The sequence below is a fragment of the Leucobacter sp. PH1c genome (assembly GCF_000633415.1).
Taxonomy (GTDB): Bacteria; Actinomycetota; Actinomycetes; order Actinomycetales; family Microbacteriaceae; genus Leucobacter.
Genome location: NZ_AYMV01000020.1, coordinates 149,824 through 166,685 on the forward strand (window position 1 = coordinate 149,824; position 16,862 = coordinate 166,685).

17 protein-coding genes are annotated in these 16,862 nt (G+C 73.9%); 10 read left to right on the top strand and 7 right to left on the bottom strand.

Annotated features, from left to right (window positions below; translation table 11 throughout):
* Window positions 1-119 precede the first annotated feature (119 nt).
* Window positions 120-506, top strand: coding sequence for a DUF488 domain-containing protein (locus U874_RS0107280; protein ID WP_025133880.1), 387 nt, complete (start codon window positions 120-122; stop codon window positions 504-506).
* A gap of 3 nt (window positions 507-509) precedes the next feature.
* Here U874_RS0107280 and U874_RS15340 read toward each other — a convergent pair whose 3' ends face one another.
* On the bottom strand, window positions 510-1,538 hold the full coding sequence (locus U874_RS15340; RefSeq protein ID WP_025133881.1) for an Lrp/AsnC family transcriptional regulator: 1,029 nt from the start codon (window positions 1,536-1,538) through the stop codon (window positions 510-512).
* 123 nt (window positions 1,539-1,661) lie between these two features.
* On the opposite strand from U874_RS15340, the gene U874_RS15345 reads away from it, so the two are divergent.
* Both U874_RS15345 and U874_RS0107295 read left to right on the top strand, forming a co-directional pair.
* The gene (locus U874_RS15345) at window positions 1,662-3,083 is read left to right on the top strand and encodes an MFS transporter (protein WP_025133882.1); all 1,422 of its coding nucleotides are present in this window, start codon (window positions 1,662-1,664) and stop codon (window positions 3,081-3,083) included.
* A complete protein-coding gene (locus tag U874_RS0107295) occupies window positions 3,080-4,333 on the top strand; it encodes an amidohydrolase (protein ID WP_025133883.1) in 1,254 nt (417 codons plus the stop codon). Before U874_RS15345 ends, U874_RS0107295 begins: the two co-directional genes overlap by 4 nt.
* A gap of 144 nt (window positions 4,334-4,477) precedes the next feature.
* Here U874_RS0107295 and U874_RS0107300 read toward each other — a convergent pair whose 3' ends face one another.
* Entirely contained in the window at window positions 4,478-6,073 is a 1,596-nt protein-coding gene (locus U874_RS0107300) for a PLP-dependent aminotransferase family protein (protein WP_029987907.1), read from the bottom strand.
* Entirely contained in the window at window positions 6,070-6,918 is an 849-nt protein-coding gene (locus U874_RS0107305; protein WP_025133885.1) for a site-specific DNA-methyltransferase, read from the bottom strand. The genes U874_RS0107300 and U874_RS0107305 overlap by 4 nt, the downstream gene beginning before the upstream one ends.
* A gap of 106 nt (window positions 6,919-7,024) precedes the next feature.
* Between U874_RS0107305 and U874_RS0107310 the strand changes: the two genes are divergently transcribed.
* Both U874_RS0107310 and U874_RS0107315 read left to right on the top strand, forming a co-directional pair.
* Complete coding sequence (locus U874_RS0107310; protein WP_025133886.1) at window positions 7,025-7,384, top strand: VOC family protein; 360 nt, start codon at window positions 7,025-7,027, stop codon at window positions 7,382-7,384.
* A gap of 419 nt (window positions 7,385-7,803) precedes the next feature.
* Complete coding sequence (locus U874_RS0107315; RefSeq protein WP_025133887.1) at window positions 7,804-8,313, top strand: YbaK/EbsC family protein; 510 nt, start codon at window positions 7,804-7,806, stop codon at window positions 8,311-8,313.
* On the opposite strand, the gene U874_RS0107320 is transcribed toward U874_RS0107315, so the two are convergent.
* Together U874_RS0107320 and U874_RS0107325 are read right to left on the bottom strand one after the other, a co-directional pair.
* Window positions 8,310-9,500, bottom strand: a complete 1,191-nt coding sequence (locus tag U874_RS0107320; RefSeq protein WP_025133888.1) for an enoyl-CoA hydratase/isomerase family protein — start codon at window positions 9,498-9,500, stop codon at window positions 8,310-8,312. The two genes, U874_RS0107315 and U874_RS0107320, sit on opposite strands and share 4 nt — an antisense overlap.
* Before the next feature lie 129 nt (window positions 9,501-9,629).
* On the bottom strand, window positions 9,630-10,949 hold the full coding sequence (locus U874_RS0107325) for an MFS transporter (RefSeq protein ID WP_025133889.1): 1,320 nt from the start codon (window positions 10,947-10,949) through the stop codon (window positions 9,630-9,632).
* 53 nt (window positions 10,950-11,002) lie between these two features.
* Between U874_RS0107325 and U874_RS0107330 the strand changes: the two genes are divergently transcribed.
* From U874_RS0107330 to U874_RS0107350, 5 genes are all read left to right on the top strand, one after another.
* Window positions 11,003-11,839 (top strand): DUF3097 family protein, encoded by an 837-nt coding sequence (locus U874_RS0107330; RefSeq protein ID WP_025133890.1) that lies wholly within the window; start codon window positions 11,003-11,005, stop codon window positions 11,837-11,839.
* Between the two features lie 114 nt (window positions 11,840-11,953).
* Window positions 11,954-12,796, top strand: a complete 843-nt coding sequence (locus tag U874_RS0107335) for an arginase family protein (RefSeq protein WP_029987908.1) — start codon at window positions 11,954-11,956, stop codon at window positions 12,794-12,796.
* Window positions 12,793-13,176, top strand: a complete 384-nt coding sequence (locus U874_RS0107340) for a hypothetical protein (RefSeq protein WP_025133892.1) — start codon at window positions 12,793-12,795, stop codon at window positions 13,174-13,176. The genes U874_RS0107335 and U874_RS0107340 overlap by 4 nt, the downstream gene beginning before the upstream one ends.
* 25 nt (window positions 13,177-13,201) lie before the next feature.
* Window positions 13,202-14,137 (top strand): alpha/beta fold hydrolase, encoded by a 936-nt coding sequence (locus U874_RS0107345; RefSeq protein WP_025133893.1) that lies wholly within the window; start codon window positions 13,202-13,204, stop codon window positions 14,135-14,137.
* A 147-nt stretch (window positions 14,138-14,284) separates the two neighbouring features.
* Window positions 14,285-15,925 carry an ABC transporter substrate-binding protein gene (locus U874_RS0107350; RefSeq protein ID WP_157834227.1) on the top strand — a complete coding sequence of 547 codons (1,641 nt, stop codon included), beginning with the start codon at window positions 14,285-14,287 and terminating at the stop codon, window positions 15,923-15,925.
* Window positions 15,926-15,958: 33 nt separating this feature from the next.
* Here U874_RS0107350 and U874_RS0107355 read toward each other — a convergent pair whose 3' ends face one another.
* Together U874_RS0107355 and U874_RS0107360 are read right to left on the bottom strand one after the other, a co-directional pair.
* A complete protein-coding gene (locus U874_RS0107355) occupies window positions 15,959-16,201 on the bottom strand; it encodes a zf-HC2 domain-containing protein (RefSeq protein ID WP_025133895.1) in 243 nt (80 codons plus the stop codon).
* Complete coding sequence (locus U874_RS0107360; RefSeq protein WP_025133896.1) at window positions 16,198-16,833, bottom strand: sigma-70 family RNA polymerase sigma factor; 636 nt, start codon at window positions 16,831-16,833, stop codon at window positions 16,198-16,200. Before U874_RS0107360 ends, U874_RS0107355 begins: the two co-directional genes overlap by 4 nt.
* Between the last annotated feature and the right edge of the window lie 29 nt (window positions 16,834-16,862).

The window sequence follows — 16,862 nt, forward strand, 5'->3', positions numbered from 1 at the left end:
CGTCCAGGCCCGCCTTGTCTTCGGGCACCTCGCGCGCGCAGACTGTAAGGTGCACCGGGCGGCGGCGCGGGCGGGCCCGGACCCGTGCGCCGGCGGACCGGCCGAGCCGAGGAGGAAGCGTGCCCGCACAGATCACCCTGAAACGCGTCTACGACCCCGCTGATCCAGAGGGCGGCGTGCGCATCCTGGTCGACCGGCTCTGGCCCCGCGGTGTGTCGAAGGAGCGTGCCGCGCTCGACCGCTGGGCGAAGGACGCCGCGCCGAGCGCCGAGCTGCGGCAGCGCTGGCACGCGGATCCCGACGCGCACCTGCCGGATCACTTCGCGGCGTTCGCGGCCGACTACCGCGCCGAGCTCGCGCAGGGTCCGGCCGAGGCCGAGCTCGCCCGCCTCGCGGAACTGGCCCGCACGCACCCGAAGATCAGCCTGCTGTACGGCGCGCGAGATCCGCGGGTGAACCACGCGGTGGTGCTCCGCGACGCGCTCCTCGCCCGGCTCGCCGAGTAGCGCTCAGGCGCGCGCTCGCACGAGCGGCACCGGCACCCGGCCCATCCTGCGGCCGGCGGCGTCGAGCCGATGCCCTACGCGCTTTACGCTCGCGAGCTCGACCTCGCGCCCCACCACCCGGACGGCCGGCGCCAGCGCGGCGGCCTCCCGCTCGATGTCGTGCAATTGCGCGAGGTGCGGCACCCAGAGGCTCACGAGCAGGTTCCCGATCCCGAGCACCTCGGCGCTCACCCGGCAGTCCGGGCGATCGCCGAACCAGCGTCCGAGCGCGTCGAGCTGCTCCGGGGGAACGTCGAGCAGCAGCGTCACCGCGCGGCGCCCCTGCCGCACTGCGGTCGCGGCCTCGCAGCGCAACGAGAACACTCCCGCGGCGAGCAGGCTCTCGGTGCGCCTCCGCGCGGTCTGCGGTGCGAGCCCGCAGACCGCGCCGAGCTCCGACCAGCTGGCGCGGCCGTCCGCACCGAGCGCCTCGATGAGCGCCACGTCGACCGCATCGCGCACCGTCGGCACTGGGTGCCCGCTCTGCCCCTCCCCGAGCCGACCGGCCGGACCGGGAGCCAGCGCGCCAGCGCGCCAGGCCGAGCCGTCGCGGTGCATCCGAGTGGTGAAGAGGATGTCCCGGCCCGTGACGCCGGGAAGGGTCGTCCCGGGGCCCGTGAGGAAGCGGGTCAGGTCGTCGCGGGTCGGGGCGAAGCAGTCGACGAGGAAGTCGTGGGATCCGGCCACCCGCTCGACGGTCCCGGTGGCGGGTTCCGCGCAGAGCGCTTCCGTGACCGCTGCCTGATGGGCCGGGTCGACCCGGAGGAGCAGGAACGCCGATGCGCCCACCTCCAGGTGGTTACGGCCTGGAGCCGTCGCCACCCAGGCGCGCCGCGTGGCAGCGAGCCGGGCCCAGCGTCGGGACAGGGTCGAGGGGGCGACGTCGAGCGCCTCGGCGAGACGCTGCCAGCTCGCCCGCGGACTGATCTGGATGGCGTGGATGAGCGCGAGATCGAACTCGGAGAGCTCGGCATTTTCCAGCGTTTCCTCCATGAAATCTCCCGATTCGTGCAAATTGAGCCCCACTTTTGCTGCCCACCCTACGGTAACCACACCTGCACTCCGTGCGGGACGCATCGAGCCGCAGCGCCGCGGCTCCCTCACAGAAGGTCCAGCATGACTGCTCCCATCGCTCCCGCCCGGGCCGGGACCTCCCGCACCCCGATCGCCGTCATCATCCTCGCCATGGCCATCATCGAGACCCTGAGCGGCGTCACCCAGGGCTATCTCACCCCGCTCCTGCCCGCGCTCGGCCCCGTCATCGGGATCGACGACCCCGGGATCAACGGCCTCTTCCTGATCTCGAACGTCTCGTTCGCGGTGATGACCCCGATCGTCTCCCGCCTCGGCGACAGCTACGGCTACCGCCTCGTGCTGCGGTGGTCGACCGTGGCCGTCGCACTCGGTGCCGTCCTTATGGCCGCGCTGCCCTCGCTCGCCACCATCACGATCGGGCTCGTGCTGCTCACCTGCGTGGTGGGGTTCATCCCGCTCATGATGGGGATCCTGCGCACCACCGACGACTCCCGCACGCGCAGCGGGGTCAGCGTGCTCATCGGGGTGCTCATGATCTCCGTGGGCTTCGGCGGCCTCATCGCGGGGATCGTCGGCGCGGAGAACCCCGTGACCGGATTCTGGATCGCCGTTCCCGTTGCCGCGCTCGCCCTCGCGGCGACGTTCGCCCTGCCCGACGCCGGCGTGCCCTCCCGCGAGCCGATCGCGATCGCACCGCTCGCCGCGTGCTCGCTCGGCATCATCGGCTTCGTCGTCGCCCTCGCGATGGGCCCCGAGTGGGGCTGGGCCGACGTCCGGACCCTCGCCTCGGGCGTCGCGGGGATCGCCCTCCTCGCCCTGTGGGGGCGCCTCGACGGGGCGCCCAGCGGAGCCCGCCGCCGCTTCCTCGACCTCTCGATGCTGCGCATCCCGCGGATCCGCTCGATCACGATCGCCACGTTCTGCTTCGGCTTCGCCACCATCAGCTACTTCGGCACGAACGGCCTGTTCCTCCACGCCGATCCGGCCACCGCGGGCTACGGCTTCGGCCTGAACCCATTCGACATCGCGCTCGTCGTCGCGCTCACCTCGATCGCCTCGTTCCTCGCGTCGCTCGGGACGTCCCGGCTGATGTCCCGGATCGGCGAGCATCGCACGCTCCTCACCGCCGGGCTCGTGCTCGCGGCGGGCTTCGCGACGATGGCACTCGGACACACGAGCTTCCCGCTGTACTGCGCGGGCTTCACCCTGCTGAGCGTCGCGCTCGGCATGTACCAGGCCGCCACCCGCGCGCTGTCGGTGGAGGGCGTCCCCGTCGACCGTACCTCCGCCGCCGCGGGATTGAACGAGCTCGCGCTCTCGGTCGGCATCGCTGTCGGCGCCGCGATCGTCCGCATGATCTCCGCTGCGAGCGTGACCGACGCGGGGAAGATCTCGGAGGGCGGCTTGTGGGCGATCTGGATCGTCCTCGCCGCCGTCGCGCTGATCGCCGGCTGCGTCGGGGCCGGATACCGCCGCGGCGCAGCGCAGGAGGCCGCAGCATGATCGTTTCGCCCGCACCCGCGCAGTTTCCCGCGTCCGAGGCGTCTCCCGCACCCCGGGTGCTTCCCGCACCCGAGCAGCTCCCCACGCCCCTCCTGCTCCCGGCGCTCCGCGCCCGCATCGGCGCGGCCGTCGCGGCGGCGGCGGCAGATCTCCGCGGGCTCAGCCACGCGCTCCACGCCGACCCCGAGCTCGGCGGCGAGGAGCACCGCGCCCGCGCCCGGATCGAGCAGCGGCTCCTCCGCGCCGGCTTCACGCTCGACGCCGTGCAGCCGTCGGCCCCGACGGCCCTCGCGGCCCGGGCGGGCGACGGCGAACTCGTCGTCGCGTGCTGCATCGAGGTGGACGCCCTGCCCGGGATCGGCCACGCCTGCGGCCACAACGTGAACGCGGCCGCGGCGCTCGGCGCGGCGCTCGCCCTCGCGGCCGTCGCCGCCGACGCGGGCCTCACGGTGCTCGCACTGGTCACGCCCGCGGAGGAGACCACGGGCGGCAAGATCGACCTCATTGAGGAGGGCTTCTTCGATGACGCGCACCTGGCGGTCATGGCCCACGCCGCCGGCTCCGACGCGGTCGGCAACGCCTCGCTCGCGATGACCCTGTGGGCGTTCGACTACGCGGGGCGCGCGGCGCACGCTGCCGCAGCCCCGGCCGAGGGCGTCAACGCGCTCGACGCCGCCGTCGTCGCGCAGACGGCGATCGCGCTCGCGCGGCAGCAGCTCCCGCCCGGGGCCGTCGTCTCGATCGTGCTCGACGAGGGCGGCTCGGCGGTGAACGTGATCCCGGACCGCGTGCGCGGCCGCGTGGAAATGCGGGCACGCAGTCAGGCGGATCTTGCGGCGGTGACCCGGCGCGTGCGCGCGTGCCTGGACGCGGGGGCCCTCGCGACGGGCTGCGCGCTCGTCGTCGCCGAGCAGGGTCGGCCCTTCGCGGCGCTCGAGCAGGATCCGGCGCTCTGCTCTGCCTACCGCGAGGCGCTGGCGCTCCGCGGGCGCGACGTCGCGCTGACGAGCGCCCCCGTCGCCTCGACCGACATGGGGAACGTGTCGCTGCTCGTGCCGAGCCTGCATCCGATGATCGGCTACGACGTGGGCGGCGCCGCCCACCACACCGCCGAGTTCGCGCGCCACGGCACGACCGCCTCGGCCGATCTCGCGGTCGTCGACGCGGCCTTCGGCCTCGCAGCGGCCGCCGCCGCTGCCGCCGCCGACCCCGCCGAGCGTGCCCGGCTGCTCACGCGCACCCGGGCGTGAGCGGGTGCGGGTACGCGGTGTCGGTGCGCGGTGCCGGTGCGCGGTGCCGGTGCGCGGTGCCGGTGCGCGGCCCGGGTCCTCGTACTGGGCGCGCGGCCCGGGTCCTCGTACTGGGCGTGCGGAGCGAGCGCCGGGAACGCGGGATCAGCGCGCGTCGAGGATCGCGCGCAGCCGCACGAGCGCGCGCACGAACTCGTCATCGTCCGCGCCGCCCATCCCGATCACGAGGCCTGACATCCCGGTCCCGGAATCCCGGCGCTGCCAGTAGCGGCCGAGCGCCGCGGCCCCAAGCCCCTCAGCGCGGCCGCGCTCGACCGCCGCGGCCTCGCGCTCGCTCCCCCCGCTCGTGAACTCGAGCACGGCGTGCAGCCCGCCGTCCATCGGGCGCACCCGCACCCCGGCGGCGCCCGCGAGCAGCTCGGACACGGCGTCGCGCCGCGCGGCGTAGCGGCGCAGCATCCGGGCGGTGTGGCGCCGCAGCTCGCCGCTCGCGAGATAGGCGGCGAGCGCGGCCTGCACCACCCCGGAGACCGGGCCGCCGAGCTCGCGCCGCACGGGCTCGATGAGCGCGCGGAGACCGGCGGGCGCGAGCAGGAACCCCGCCGAGAGGCCCGGGGCGATCGTGCGCGAGAACGTGCCGAGGAGCACGACGGAGCCGCGATCCGGATCATCGAGGGCGGCGAGCGTGGGCAGCGCGCTGCCCGTGTAGCGCAGCTCGGAGTCGAAATCATCCTCCACCACCACGACGCCCGTGCGCCGCGCCCACGCGAGGAGCGCCCGGCGCCGCGGCAGGGGCAGCGAGCCGCCGAGCGGGTACTGGTGGCTCGGCGTGACGATCACCACGTCGAGCATGCCCTCAGGCAATCGGCTCGTGTCGAGTCCCTCGCCGTCGGCGGGCAGCGCGACGATCCGCGCGCCGTAGCGCTGGGCGGCGCCGCGGAGCGACGGCAGTCCCGGATCCTCCACCCCGACGACGAGCTCGCGCCCGCGCGTCCCCCCGAGCGCGGTGAGCAGCAGCCCGAGGCCGTCGCGGGTGCCCGCGGTGACGAGCACGTCGCCCGCACCACGGGCGGTCGCGCGCATGCGGCGGAGGTGGTCGGCGATCTCGGTGCGGAGCGCGGGATCCCCCAGCGCGGGCGGCACCGCGTCGACGAGCGCCGCCGCGTGCCGCCAGGCGCTCCGCCAGGCCGGGCCGACCACCGCGTCGGTGATCGGCTGCCCGGGCGTGAGCGGCGCGGGCGGCTCGTCGCGGTCGAGCGCGGCCGCGAGCGGTGTCGCTGGCGCGGCCGAGCCAGTGGTGTTCTGAGCAGTGCTCGCAGTGGCGGCCGGAGTGCCGCCCGCCGCTGTGCCCGCCGTGGTGCCCGCCGCTGCGCCGGCAGTGGCGCCCGCCATTGTCCCGGGCTTCGCGGCCGCCCGGGCGGCGGGCTCGGCGCTCCACGCCGCCTCCGGATCCGCGGGATCCGTGCGCTCGAGCGCCGGGTTCACCATTGTGCCCCGCCCGTGCGCCGAAGCGAGATACCCCTCCGCGATGAGCTGCTCGTACGCCGCGACCACGACGCCGCGCGCGATCCCGAGCCGCCGCGCGAGCTCCCGGGTCGCGGGGATCTGCTCCCCCGGCCGCAGGGTCGCAGCGTCGATCGCCTCGCGCAGCGCGGCCGCGAGCTGGACGGGCAGGGGCGCCTCGGCCGCCCGGTCGAGGTGGACCGGGAACGCCGCGCTCGCGCCGCCCGAGCCGCTCACGCGAACCGCACTTCCCGCTCGGCGAAGCGGCGCCGCATCACCTCGGTGGCCTCGGGGTTGTCGTCGATCAGCACGAAGCGGCGCCCCAGCTCGGCCGCGGCGGCCCCGGTCGTGCCACTCCCCGCGAAGGCGTCGAGCACCCAATCCCCGGGACGCGACGACGCCTGGATGATCCTGCGCAGGATCCCCTCGGGCTTCTGCGTCGGGTAGCCCGTGCGCTCGCGCCCCGTCGGCGACACGATCGTGTGCCACCACGTGTCCGTCGGCAGCTTGCCGCGCGCGGCCTGCTCCGGGGTCACGAGCCCGGGCGCCATGTAGGGTTCCCGGTCCACGGCCTCCGCGTCGAAGTAGTAGTGATCCGGCAGCTTCGCGTACACGAGGATGTTGTCGTGCTTCGCCGGCCAGCGCCGCTTCGTGCGCGCGCCGTAGTCGTAGGCCCAGATGATCTCGTTGATGAAGCACTCGGGACCGAACATCGCGTCGAGCAGCACCTTCGCGTAGTGCACCTCGCGATAGTCGAGGTGCAGATACAGCAGCCCGTCCGGCGAGAGCACCCGCCACGCCTCCTCGAGGCGCGGTTCGAGGAACTCCCAGTAGTCGACGAAGCGGTCGTCGTAGGCGAGGGTCATCTCGCGCGTCACGTCGTAACCCTGCCCGCGGAAGCCCAGCCGACCGCCGGGCGACCGCACGCCGCGCACGCGCTCCGCCTGCCGCGAGCGCCCCGTGTTGAAGGGCGGGTCGAGGTACACCGTCGCGAATGCGCTCCCGGGGAGGCTGCGCAGGATCGGCAGATTGTCGCCCTCGTAGACCAGGTCGGGGCCGGCCGGATCCCAGCGTTCATTCACCCCACCAGCGTACCGGGCGCGCTAGCGTGGTGCGGGAGCGCCGCCGCCCGGGTCGGCGCGGGAGCGCCGCCGCTGCGCGGGCTCGGACGACGGAGGAGGACCTCGCATGATCCAGCTCGGAATGATCACCCTCGATACGGAGGATCCGCGCCCCCTGGCGGCGTGGTGGGCGGAGCGTCTCGGCGGCGAGATCGCGTACGACGCCGACGGCTGGTTCTGCATGGTGCGCGCGCCCGAACTCCCGGTGGCGCTCGGCTTCCAGAAGGTCGAGGCGCCCACCCCCGGGAAGAACCGCATGCACCTGGACCTCAACCGCACGGCCGACGTCGACCGCGACGCGCTCGTGGCCGAGTGGACCGCGGCGGGCGCCGAGCACCTCGGGCTCCGCGGCGAGGAGGGCTTCTCGTGGGACGTCTTCACGGATCCCGCGGGCAACGAGTTCTGCATCGGCGACCCGCACGAGTAGGGCGCGCGCGGCGCGCGCACAGATCCCGCAGGAGAAATCACGAATCTCGGAGGCAGAGCCCGCAATTTCTCCGAGATCCTAGATTTCTCCGAGGAAACGGAGGTGTGCGGGCGGGGCGAGGAAGGGCGGCGCGCGTTCTGCCCGCGCATCTGTGGCGCCCCCGCGCACAGACCCCGCAGGAGAAATCACGAATCTCGGAGGCAGAGCCCGCAATTTCTCCGATATTCCAGATTTCTCCGAGGAAGCGGAGGCGGGCAAGCGAGGCGGGCAAGGCGCGGGAGCGAACGCGGGAGCGAGACGCGAACGCCGGAGCGAGCCCGCGCACGCCCCACCCGATCTCCCGCACAGAACCACCCAGCGCGCGAAGCCCCAGCACTCCAGCACACATCACCCCGACCCCAACCCCGAGAGGACCATCCTTGGACACCGCACGCGTACGCACACACCTCGCCGCCCTCGGGTGGACGGGAGAAATCCTCGAGTTCGCCGAGTCGAGCGCCACGGTCGAGCTGGCCGCCGAGAAGGTCGGCACCGAGCCCGCGCGCATCGCGAAGACGCTGGGCTTCACCGACCCCGAGGACGCGGATCGCGCCGTGCTCGTCGTGGCCGCAGGAGATGCCCGCGTGAACGGCGGCCGCTTCAAGCGAGCGTTCGGCGCCAAGCCGCGCATGCTGCGGGGCCCCGAGGTGCTCGAACGGACGGGCTACCCGATCGGCGGGGTCTGCCCGTTCGCCCCGGCGCCCGGCGCGCGCGTCTTCCTCGATGCCTCCCTGCGCCGCTTCGAGACCGTGTTCCCAGCCGCGGGCACGGCGACGAGCGCCGTCGAGATCCCGGTCGACCGGCTCGTGGAGCTCACCGGCGCCGCCGGGTGGGTCGACGTGACGCTCGGCTGGCAGCCCGAAGCGGACGAGGCCGCCCCGGCGTCCTAGCCCCGGGGATCCGCGGGCAGCTCGGGATCGAGGTCGAGCGCCCATTCGCCGTCCCGAAGCTCGGGATCGAGGATCGCCGCGACCTCGGCCGGTTCCAGCTCCGCGATCGTCGCCGGGCACCAGGCGGGGCTGCGATCCTTGTCGATGACCTGTGCACGCACGCCCTCGGGGAAGTCCGGGCGCGCGGCGAGACGGCCGAGCACGCGAAGGTCGTCGGCGAGCACGGCCGCAAGGTCGAGGTCGAGGCGGCGCGTGCGGTCGAGCTGCGCGAGCGTCACGACGACTGATGCGGGGCACATGCCGCGCACCAGCTCCGCCGTCGCTGCCGCAGCGGGGACGGGGCTCGCGTCGAGGGCGGCGAGGAGCCGAACGGCCGCCGCGATCGCCTCGGCCCCGCCCTGAGCGGCGGGAGCGGCGGGAGTGGCGGAAGCGTCGGGAGCGCCGGCTCCGAGCGCGAACTCGGCGATCGGGTCCCACCAGGCCGCCGATTCGAGGATGGGCGCCGGGCCAGGCGGCTGCTCGGCGTGGCGCGCGCAGGCGGCCGCGGGCGCCTCACCTGCGGCGAGCGCGGCGCGGAGCTCGGGGATCCGCTCGGAGGGGACGAACCAGTCCGCGAAACCGAGCCCGATCGCATCGGCCGCGCCGAACTCCCCCGCTGTGATCGCGAGCAGCTCGCCGAGCCGCCCGGGAGCGCGGGCGAGGAGGAGGTGGCCGCCCACGTCGGGCACGATCCCGATCCGCACCTCCGGCATGGCGAGGCGGCTCCGCTCGGTCACGACGCGCTGCGCGGCGTGCCCGCCGAGCCCGATCCCGCCGCCCATCGCGATGCCGTCCATGATGACGACGACGGGGAGCGGCGAGCGCGCAATCCAGTGGTCCACCGCGTACTCCAGGGCGAGGATCCCGCGCGGATCCGCTCCGGCGATCTCCTTGATGTCGCCGCCGCCGCAGAAGCCCCGGTCCCCCGCGCCGTCGATCAGGATGCTGCGGGGGGCCGCGGCGCCGCTCGCACCCGCTGTTTCGCGCGTCTCGCGAAGCGCGTGGGCGAGGATGCCGAACATCTCGCTCGAGAGGGCGTTGATCGCTCGCGGCCGGTTGAGCGTGATCCGCGTCATCGCGCCCTCCGCTCGCACGAGAACGAGGGGTTCAGAGGGGGCGGGGCTCGGGGCTGCAGCGGCGGTGCTCATGGCAGCACCGTAGCATCGCGGCGGCCCGGACGGCCGCAGCCACGGGGGCAGCAGCCGCAGCCACCGGGCAGCAGCCGGAGCCACAGCGCAGCAGCCGCAGCCGGAACCCCGGAGCAGCGGCAGCCGTCTCTACGGCGTCGGGCGCAGCGCGTCGTACGCCATGAAGCCGCGCGCCGTGCGCAGCAGCACGAGCATCACCCCGAGGATGACGAGACCGCCGAGGAGCGGCGGCGCCCAGAGCGCGAGGAGCGTGGCGAGGCCGCCCGCGATGAGGTCGCCGACGCGGGGGCCGCCCGCCACCACCACGTAGAACAGGCCCTGCATGCGTCCGCGCACATCGTCGGGCGCCGCGGTCTGGAGGATGGTCGTGCGGAACACGGCGCTCACGTTGTCGGCGGCGCCCGTCCCCGCGAGCGCCAGCCCGCCGAGCAGGATCGCGGGGACGACGGGGGCGGCGGGTGCCTGCCCGCCACCGAGGATTCCCGTGACGAGCAGCACGACGCCGAAGAGCGCGGTGCAGGCGCCGAACGCCGCGATCGCGAGGGTCACGGCGCGGCCCTGGCAGCGCACTGCGCCGAGCGGCCCCGAGAACAGCCCGGAGAGGAGCGCGCCCACGGCGAACGACGCGGTGAGCACGCCGACGGTGACGGGGCCGCCGCCGAGCACGAGCGCACCGGCCGCGGGGAACACGACGCGCGGCGAGCCGAGGGTCATGGCGACGAGATCCCAGACGAAGGTGGCGCGCACGTTCGGTGCGGTGCGCAGGAAGCGGAGGCTCTCGACGACCGATCCGAAGCCCACGCGAGCGCGGCCACCCTCGGGCACCATGGCCGGCAGGCTGAGGATCCCGAGGAAGGCGCCCGTGAAGAGGACGGCGTCGAGGAGGTAGGTCCAGGGGAACCCGACGCTCGCGACGAGCACCCCGGCGACGGCGGGGCCGACCGTGATCGCGAGCCCCATCGTGATGCCGCTGAGCGCGGCGGCCGCGGGGAGCAGCTGCGGCGACAGCAGCCGGGGCAGGATCGCGCCGCGCGTCGCCCCGAGGATCGTGGCGGAGGTGGCGTTCACCGCGGCGAGCAGGTAGTACGGCCAGGTGGCGGTGACGTCGAGGAACGCGATGACCGTCATCGTGCCGACGCTGCTCCACGCGATGAGCGCGGTGACGAGGGAGACCCTGCGCCGGTCGAAGGTGTCGGCGAGCGCGCCGCCGACGAAGCCCGCGAGGATCATGGGGCCGAGCGCCCAGAGCGCGACGAGCGAGACCGCGAGCGTCGACTGGGTGAGCGCGTAGACGTGGAGGCCCACGGCCACGATCGTGATCTGCGCGCCGATCTGCGCGACCGAGGTGCCCACCCAGAGCTTCGCGAACGCCGGGCTGGCGCGCAGCGGCGTGACGTCGACGAGGAGAGATCGGAGGCGGCGCCGCGGTGGGCGATCATCGGTGGTCACCGCAGCACGCTATCAGTCGCCCCCGTCAGCGGGTGGGCCGGTAGGCTCGGAGCGTGTTCGACGATCGCTACGACGGTGACCCCCTCGCCCGCATGAAGCCCCGCCGCGGCCCCGTGCAGCGCCGGGAGGTGGTGCTCGCACGCGACCTCGTCGTGGAGCACAGCGAGACCGAGTGGTGCGGCGCCGTGGTCGGCGCGCGCGAGGGGCTCGTGCAGCTCGAGGACTTCCGCGGCAAGGTGCGCGCCTTCCCTCTGAGCGACGGCTTCCTGATCGATGACGAGCCGGTGCGGCTCGTGATGCCGCAGCGCCGCCCCGCAGGCCGGCAGCGCACGGCCTCCGGTTCGTTCGCGACGGCCCCGCAGCGGGCCCGGGTCGCGATGCCAAGCCGGATCTTCGTCGAGGGCAAGCACGACGCCGAGCTCGTCGAGCAGGTGTGGGGCGACGACCTCCGGGTGGAGGGCGTCGTCGTCGAGCTGCTGCAGGGCGCCGACAATCTGCAGGACGTGCTCGCCGAGTTCGGGCCGGGGCCCGAGCGCCGCGCCGGCGTGCTGCTCGACCACCTCGTGAAGGGCAGCAAAGAGACCCGCATCGCCGAGCAGATCGCGCGCGGGCCGCACGGCCAGCACGTGCTCATCGTGGGGCACCCGTTCGTCGATATCTGGCAGGCGGTGAAGCCGGGGCGGGTGGGGCTCACGGAGTGGCCCGTGATCCCGCGCAGCATCGAGTGGAAGGCCGGGATCTGCCGCGCGCTCGGCTGGCCGTCGGACGAGCCCGCGGACATCGCCGAAGCGTGGTCGCGGATCCGTGGCCGGGTGCGCAATTTCCGGGACCTGGAGCCCGAGCTCGTGGGCCGCGTGGAGCACCTCATCGATTTCGTGACGGTCGGCTGAGCCGCGCCGTCCTCCGTGCGCGAACGCACGGCTCGCTTCCGGCCCCGCGGGATTACCATGGGATCCCACGCAGTGTGCAGGAGGTCTCCGGTGTCCAAGCCCGCGTTTCTGGTGATGCCTCAGTGGCAGGGTTCGCCCTCGTCCCGCGCGATGCGCCTGGTCGAGGGCGCTGAGCTGCTCCGGGAGGATCTGCCCCCGAGCGCGCGCGTCGACATCCCGGTCCCGCTCGAGGCGGGCGACGCGCTCGGCACCCCCGTCGCGCGCTTGAGTAGCCTCGTCCAGGCGCGCTCGGCCGCGCGCGAGGCGATCCTCGCGAGCGCGGGGCGCGGGCTCGAAGTGCCGATCCTGCTGGGCGGCGACTGCGCGTCGTCGCTCGCAGGCCTCGAGCACGCCGTCGGCGCCGCTGCGGGCGAAGCGCTCGCCGTGCTCTGGTTCGACGCGCACCCGGATCTGCAGCACCCGAGCACCTCGCCGTCGGGTGCCGCCTCGGGGATGACGCTCCGCCACGCGCTCGGCGACGGGGCGCCGGATCTCGCGCTCGCCGAGCCGGTGGCCGCTCCCCACGTCTCCCTCATCGGCGCCCGCGCATTCGACCCCGAGGAGCTCGCGGAGTCGGAGTCGCGCGGGCTGCGACGCATCGAGGCCGATCCGGATCCCGAGGCGTTCGCGGCTCAGATCGTCGCGGCGGTCGCACCGGCACGGCGGCTCTACGTGCACATCGACCTCGACGTGCTCGACCCCGCAGAGTTCGGCTCGGTCCACACGCCCGTGCCGTTCGGGCTCTCGGTCGCGCAGCTCACGGCGGCGCTCCGGGCCGCCGTCGCGGAGGTGCCCCTCGTCGGCGGGGCGATCTGCGAGTTCGCGCCGGCCAGCGCTGAGCGGGCGGCGGAGGATCTGCCGACCGTGCTGCGCACCCTCGGCGCGCTCACCTCCGGTCTCCTGCGAGGAGCAGCGTGACCGGCCGCACGGCGAGCGGCACGCGTCGCCGCTCCCGCCCGCTCCCCCTCGCCGGGCTGGGCTTCGCCTGCGCGACGGCCTTCGGATTCGTCTGGGGACTCATCTGGAGCACGGGCCGCGTCCGCAGGCACGAGGGGCTCTGGGTGTTCACGGGGCTTCCGAAGTGGGCGTTCGGCCGCGGCGGCGTCTGCGTGGGCTCGTGCTACCTCACCGACCGGAACACGCGCCCCTCGGTGCTGCGCCACGAGCTCGTGCACCGCGAGCAGTGGCGCCACTACGGCTTCGCGATGCCCTTCCTCTACCTCCTGGCCGGCCGCGACCCGCTGCGCAACCGCTTCGAGATCGAGGCGGGGCTGCGCGACGGCGGGTACGTGCGCTGAGGCGGACACGACCTAGACTGAGCGCATGACGACCGCCGACGCTCAGGATCCCGAGTTCCGCTTCCTCCCCGGCGACGCTCTGCGGGCCGGGCGCACGGCGCCGCTGCCGCCCGTGACGCGCGTCTCCGCCTCGGTCGGCGAGGGGCGCCGGCTCAGCGGCCTCTCGTTCGATACTCCTGCGGCGCCGCGGATCGTGGCGCTCCACGGCGCGGGGTTGAACGCGCACAGCTTCGATCCTTTCCTCCTCGCGCTCGGGGCCCCCGCGCTCGCGCTCGACCTCCCGGGGCACGGCCGCAGCGACTGGCGGGCCGACGGCGACTACCGCCCCGATCACCTCGCGGACGACGTCGCGACGGCGCTCGAAGCGCTCGCCCCCGAGCCCGTCGTGCTGCTCGGCCACTCCCTCGGCGGGCTCACCGCGGCGCTCGTCGCCGCGGCGCAGCCGGAGCGCGTGCGGGCCCTCGTCATCGTGGACATCACTCCGGGGCTCTCTCCCGCGCGCGACGCCGGAGCGGTGACGGAGTTCATCCGCGGGCAGCGCAGCTTCGCCGACGTCGCGGAGGCCGTGGATCGCGCGATCGCGTTCGGGATCGGCTCCGACCGCGCCGCGCTCACCCGCGGGGTGACGCTGAACACGCGCACGCGCGCCGACGGCCGACTCGAGTGGACGCACCACCTCGCCCACCTCGATGCGCCCGCAACGGGCGCGGACCCGGCGGGCGAGGACCCGCAGCCCTACGCCCCCATCTGGGCCTCGCTGCAGACCGTGACGGCCCCGATCCTCCTCGTTCGCGCGAGCTCCGGGATGGTGAGCGACGCCCTCGCGAAGGAGTGGCGGGAGCAGCTGCCCGAGGCGACCATCCGCGAAGTGTCCGGGCCGCACAATCTGCACGAGGCAGCGCCCGTCGCACTCGCCGAGGCGGTCGCCTCACTGCTCGCCACGGCACCGGACCGCACGTAACAACCCTGCAACAAGGCTCGGCTCAGGTGGAGTCGGCGCGGAGCGAGGCGTAGTCTCGGCTACCGATGCTCGCGCAGGGTCGCGCGGGGAATCGCTGTTCTTCCCCACGCGCGACCGCCGCGCGCTCGACCCGAGGAGTCCGTCCCCGTGCCCCATTCCCCCGTGCCGGAATCTGCCGCGCCCGGATCCCCCGTGCCCGATTCCGTCGTGCTCGATTCCGTCGTGCCCGATTCCAGCGCGCGAGGAACGGGAGCGCGGCCGCGCAGGCGGCGCGGCAGGATCGCCGCTGCCGCGATCGCGCTCGCGCTCGCCGTGGGCGCGATCGGCACGGGCGCGTACGCCCTCACTCGCCCGGGCGACGCTGACGGCGCGCACGCGGCGATCGGCGTGATCCTCGAGCCGACGAGTCTCGACGTGCGCCACACGCCGGGCGTCGCCGCGGGGCAGATCCTCATCGACAACGTGGTCCAGGGCCTCGTCGGCATTCGCCAGGGCAGCGTCTCCGAGGTCGTCCCGGTGCTCGCGACCGAGCTGCCCGAGGTGAGCGCCGACGGCCGGGAATACACCTTCGTGCTGCGCACGGGAGTGACGTTCCACTCCGGCGCCCCGCTCACCGTCGACGATGCGGTCGCCTCGCTGCACGACGCGCTCGGGTCCGCGGAGCCGGGCCGCGCCGCGGTCGAGGTCGCCGGGCTCGACGCGCGCACGGTCCGCCTCACGCTCGCGGAGCCCGATCGGGAGTTCCTGCGCGAACTCGCGGGGCCGGCCGGGCTGATCGTCCCCGCGTCGCGCGCCGCGGAGCGGGATCGCGGCGTCCGTGTGGACTCCCCCGAGTTCGCGGTCGACGGGACCGGCCCTTACGCGTTCACGAGTTGGGAGCGCGGGGAGCGGCTCACGCTCACCCGGAATGCCGACTACTGGGGCGAGGCGGGAACGCTTGCCACGGTCGATTTCCGGTTCCTCCCGCAGGGCCGCGCGGCCGTGCAGGCGCTGAAGTCGGGCGAGGTCGACGTGCACACGGCACTCCTCCCCTCGCTCCGCGAGGAGTTCGCGGAGAGCCCCGATTTTGCGCTCGAGCGCGCGACCGGGCCCGATGTGTTCACGCTCGCCTTCAACTCCGCGAAGGCCCCGCTCGACGATCCGCGCGTCCGCGCGGCGCTCAGCCGTGCCGTCGATCCGGCGGCCATCATCGCCTCGCAGCACGGCGACGGCGCCCCGCTCGGCGGGCCCATCACCCCGGGCGAGCCCGGCTACGCCGATCTCACGGACGTGAACGCCTACGATCCGGACTCGGCGAGGCAGCTGCTCAGCGAGGCGGGCCAGGAGCACCTGAATCTCACGCTCACCGTGCCCGACCACTACGACACCGCCCCGCTCGACCTCCTGAAGGGCCAGTTCTCGGCCGTCGGCGTCGCGCTGACGGTGCGCCGGGTCGAGTTCCCCGTCTGGCTGGAGCAGGTGTACACGAACCACGACTACCAGCTGAGCTACGTCGACCACGCGGAGACCGACGCCCTCGCGAACTACGGGGACCCCGAGTCCTACTTCGGCTATGACAGCCCGTTCGTGCGGGATCGGCTGGCCGCGGCGTCGACGGCACCCGATGCCGCGTCTGCCGCGCAGCTCCGCGCCGAGGCTGCGGAGCGGGTGGCCGCGGACGCACCGGCGAAGTGGCTCTTCACCTACACGCCCACGAACGTGGTCGGCAGGCACGTCGGGGGCTTCCCGAGCGCGAACACGAACGCGCGGATCAACCTGGCGGGCGTCACGGTCGACGCGCGCAGCTGAGCCGGCGCACGGGCTGCCCCGGCAGCCGGACTGCTATTCGGCGCGGAGGCCCTGCAGGATCGCGTTGCGCAGATCGACGGGGGCCGCGTTCTCGCGCTCCTCCTCGCAGGCGCGGCGCACGACCTCGGTGAGGCGCAGGCACACGCTCTGCTCGTTCTGGCACCCCGAACAGGTCTCGATGTGCTCGCGGATCGGAGCGGACTCCTCCGCGCAGAGCTCGCCGCGCAGCAGCTCGTAGAGGTTCGCCTTCGCCTTCTCGCAACCGCAGTCGCTCATGACGCGTCTCCCTTCGCTGTGCGTTTCGCCGTGGTCTTCTTCTGTGCAGGCTTCGTAGTGAGTCCAACGCCCTGCTCGCGCGCGTATTCCCCGAGCGACTTCCTGAGCCGCGCGCGGCCGCGATGGAGGCGGCTCATCACGGTACCGATCGGCACGCCCGCGATGTCCGCGATCTCCTGGTAGCTGAAGCCCTCGACGTCCGCGAGGTACACAGCCATGCGGAAGTCCTCGGGGAGCGCGTTGAGCGCGTCGGTCACCACCGTGTCCGGGGTGCGATCGATCGCCTCGGCCTCCGCGGAGCGGGCCGACATGGCCGTCGTCGACTCCGCGCCTCCGAGCTGCCAGTCCTCGAGCTCCTCGACCGCGCCGAGATGCGGCTCGCGCTGCTTCTTGCGATACGTGTTGATGTACGCGTTCGTCATGATCCGGTAGAGCCAGGCCTTGAGGTTCGTGCCCTCCTCGAACGAGGCGAACGCGGCGAACGCCTTCGCGAAGGTCTCCTGCACGAGATCCTGCGCGTCCGGCGGATTGCGCGTCATCTTCATCGCGGCCCCGTAGAGCTGGTCCAGCAGCGGGAGCGCCTCGTCGGTGAAGCGCTGCTCGAGCCTCGCCTGGGATGCGGTATCAGTCACACTCCCGATCCTAGCGGGGCAAGCTCCGA

What these genes read in the sequence shown, in the direction of transcription:
- U874_RS15340 (WP_025133881.1), bottom strand. Translation starts at nt 1,538, where the DNA reads ATGGAGGAAACGCTGGAAAATGCCGAGCTCTCCGAGTTCGATCTCGCG.
- U874_RS15345 (WP_025133882.1), top strand. Translation starts at nt 1,662, where the DNA reads ATGACTGCTCCCATCGCTCCCGCCCGGGCCGGGACCTCCCGCACCCCG.
- U874_RS0107345 (WP_025133893.1), top strand. Translation starts at nt 13,202, where the DNA reads ATGACGACCGCCGACGCTCAGGATCCCGAGTTCCGCTTCCTCCCCGGC.
- U874_RS0107320 (WP_025133888.1), bottom strand. Translation starts at nt 9,500, where the DNA reads ATGAGCACCGCCGCTGCAGCCCCGAGCCCCGCCCCCTCTGAACCCCTC.
- U874_RS0107355 (WP_025133895.1), bottom strand. Translation starts at nt 16,201, where the DNA reads ATGAGCGACTGCGGTTGCGAGAAGGCGAAGGCGAACCTCTACGAGCTG.
- U874_RS0107295 (WP_025133883.1), top strand. Translation starts at nt 3,080, where the DNA reads ATGATCGTTTCGCCCGCACCCGCGCAGTTTCCCGCGTCCGAGGCGTCT.
- U874_RS0107310 (WP_025133886.1), top strand. Translation starts at nt 7,025, where the DNA reads ATGATCCAGCTCGGAATGATCACCCTCGATACGGAGGATCCGCGCCCC.
- U874_RS0107335 (WP_029987908.1), top strand. Translation starts at nt 11,954, where the DNA reads ATGCCTCAGTGGCAGGGTTCGCCCTCGTCCCGCGCGATGCGCCTGGTC.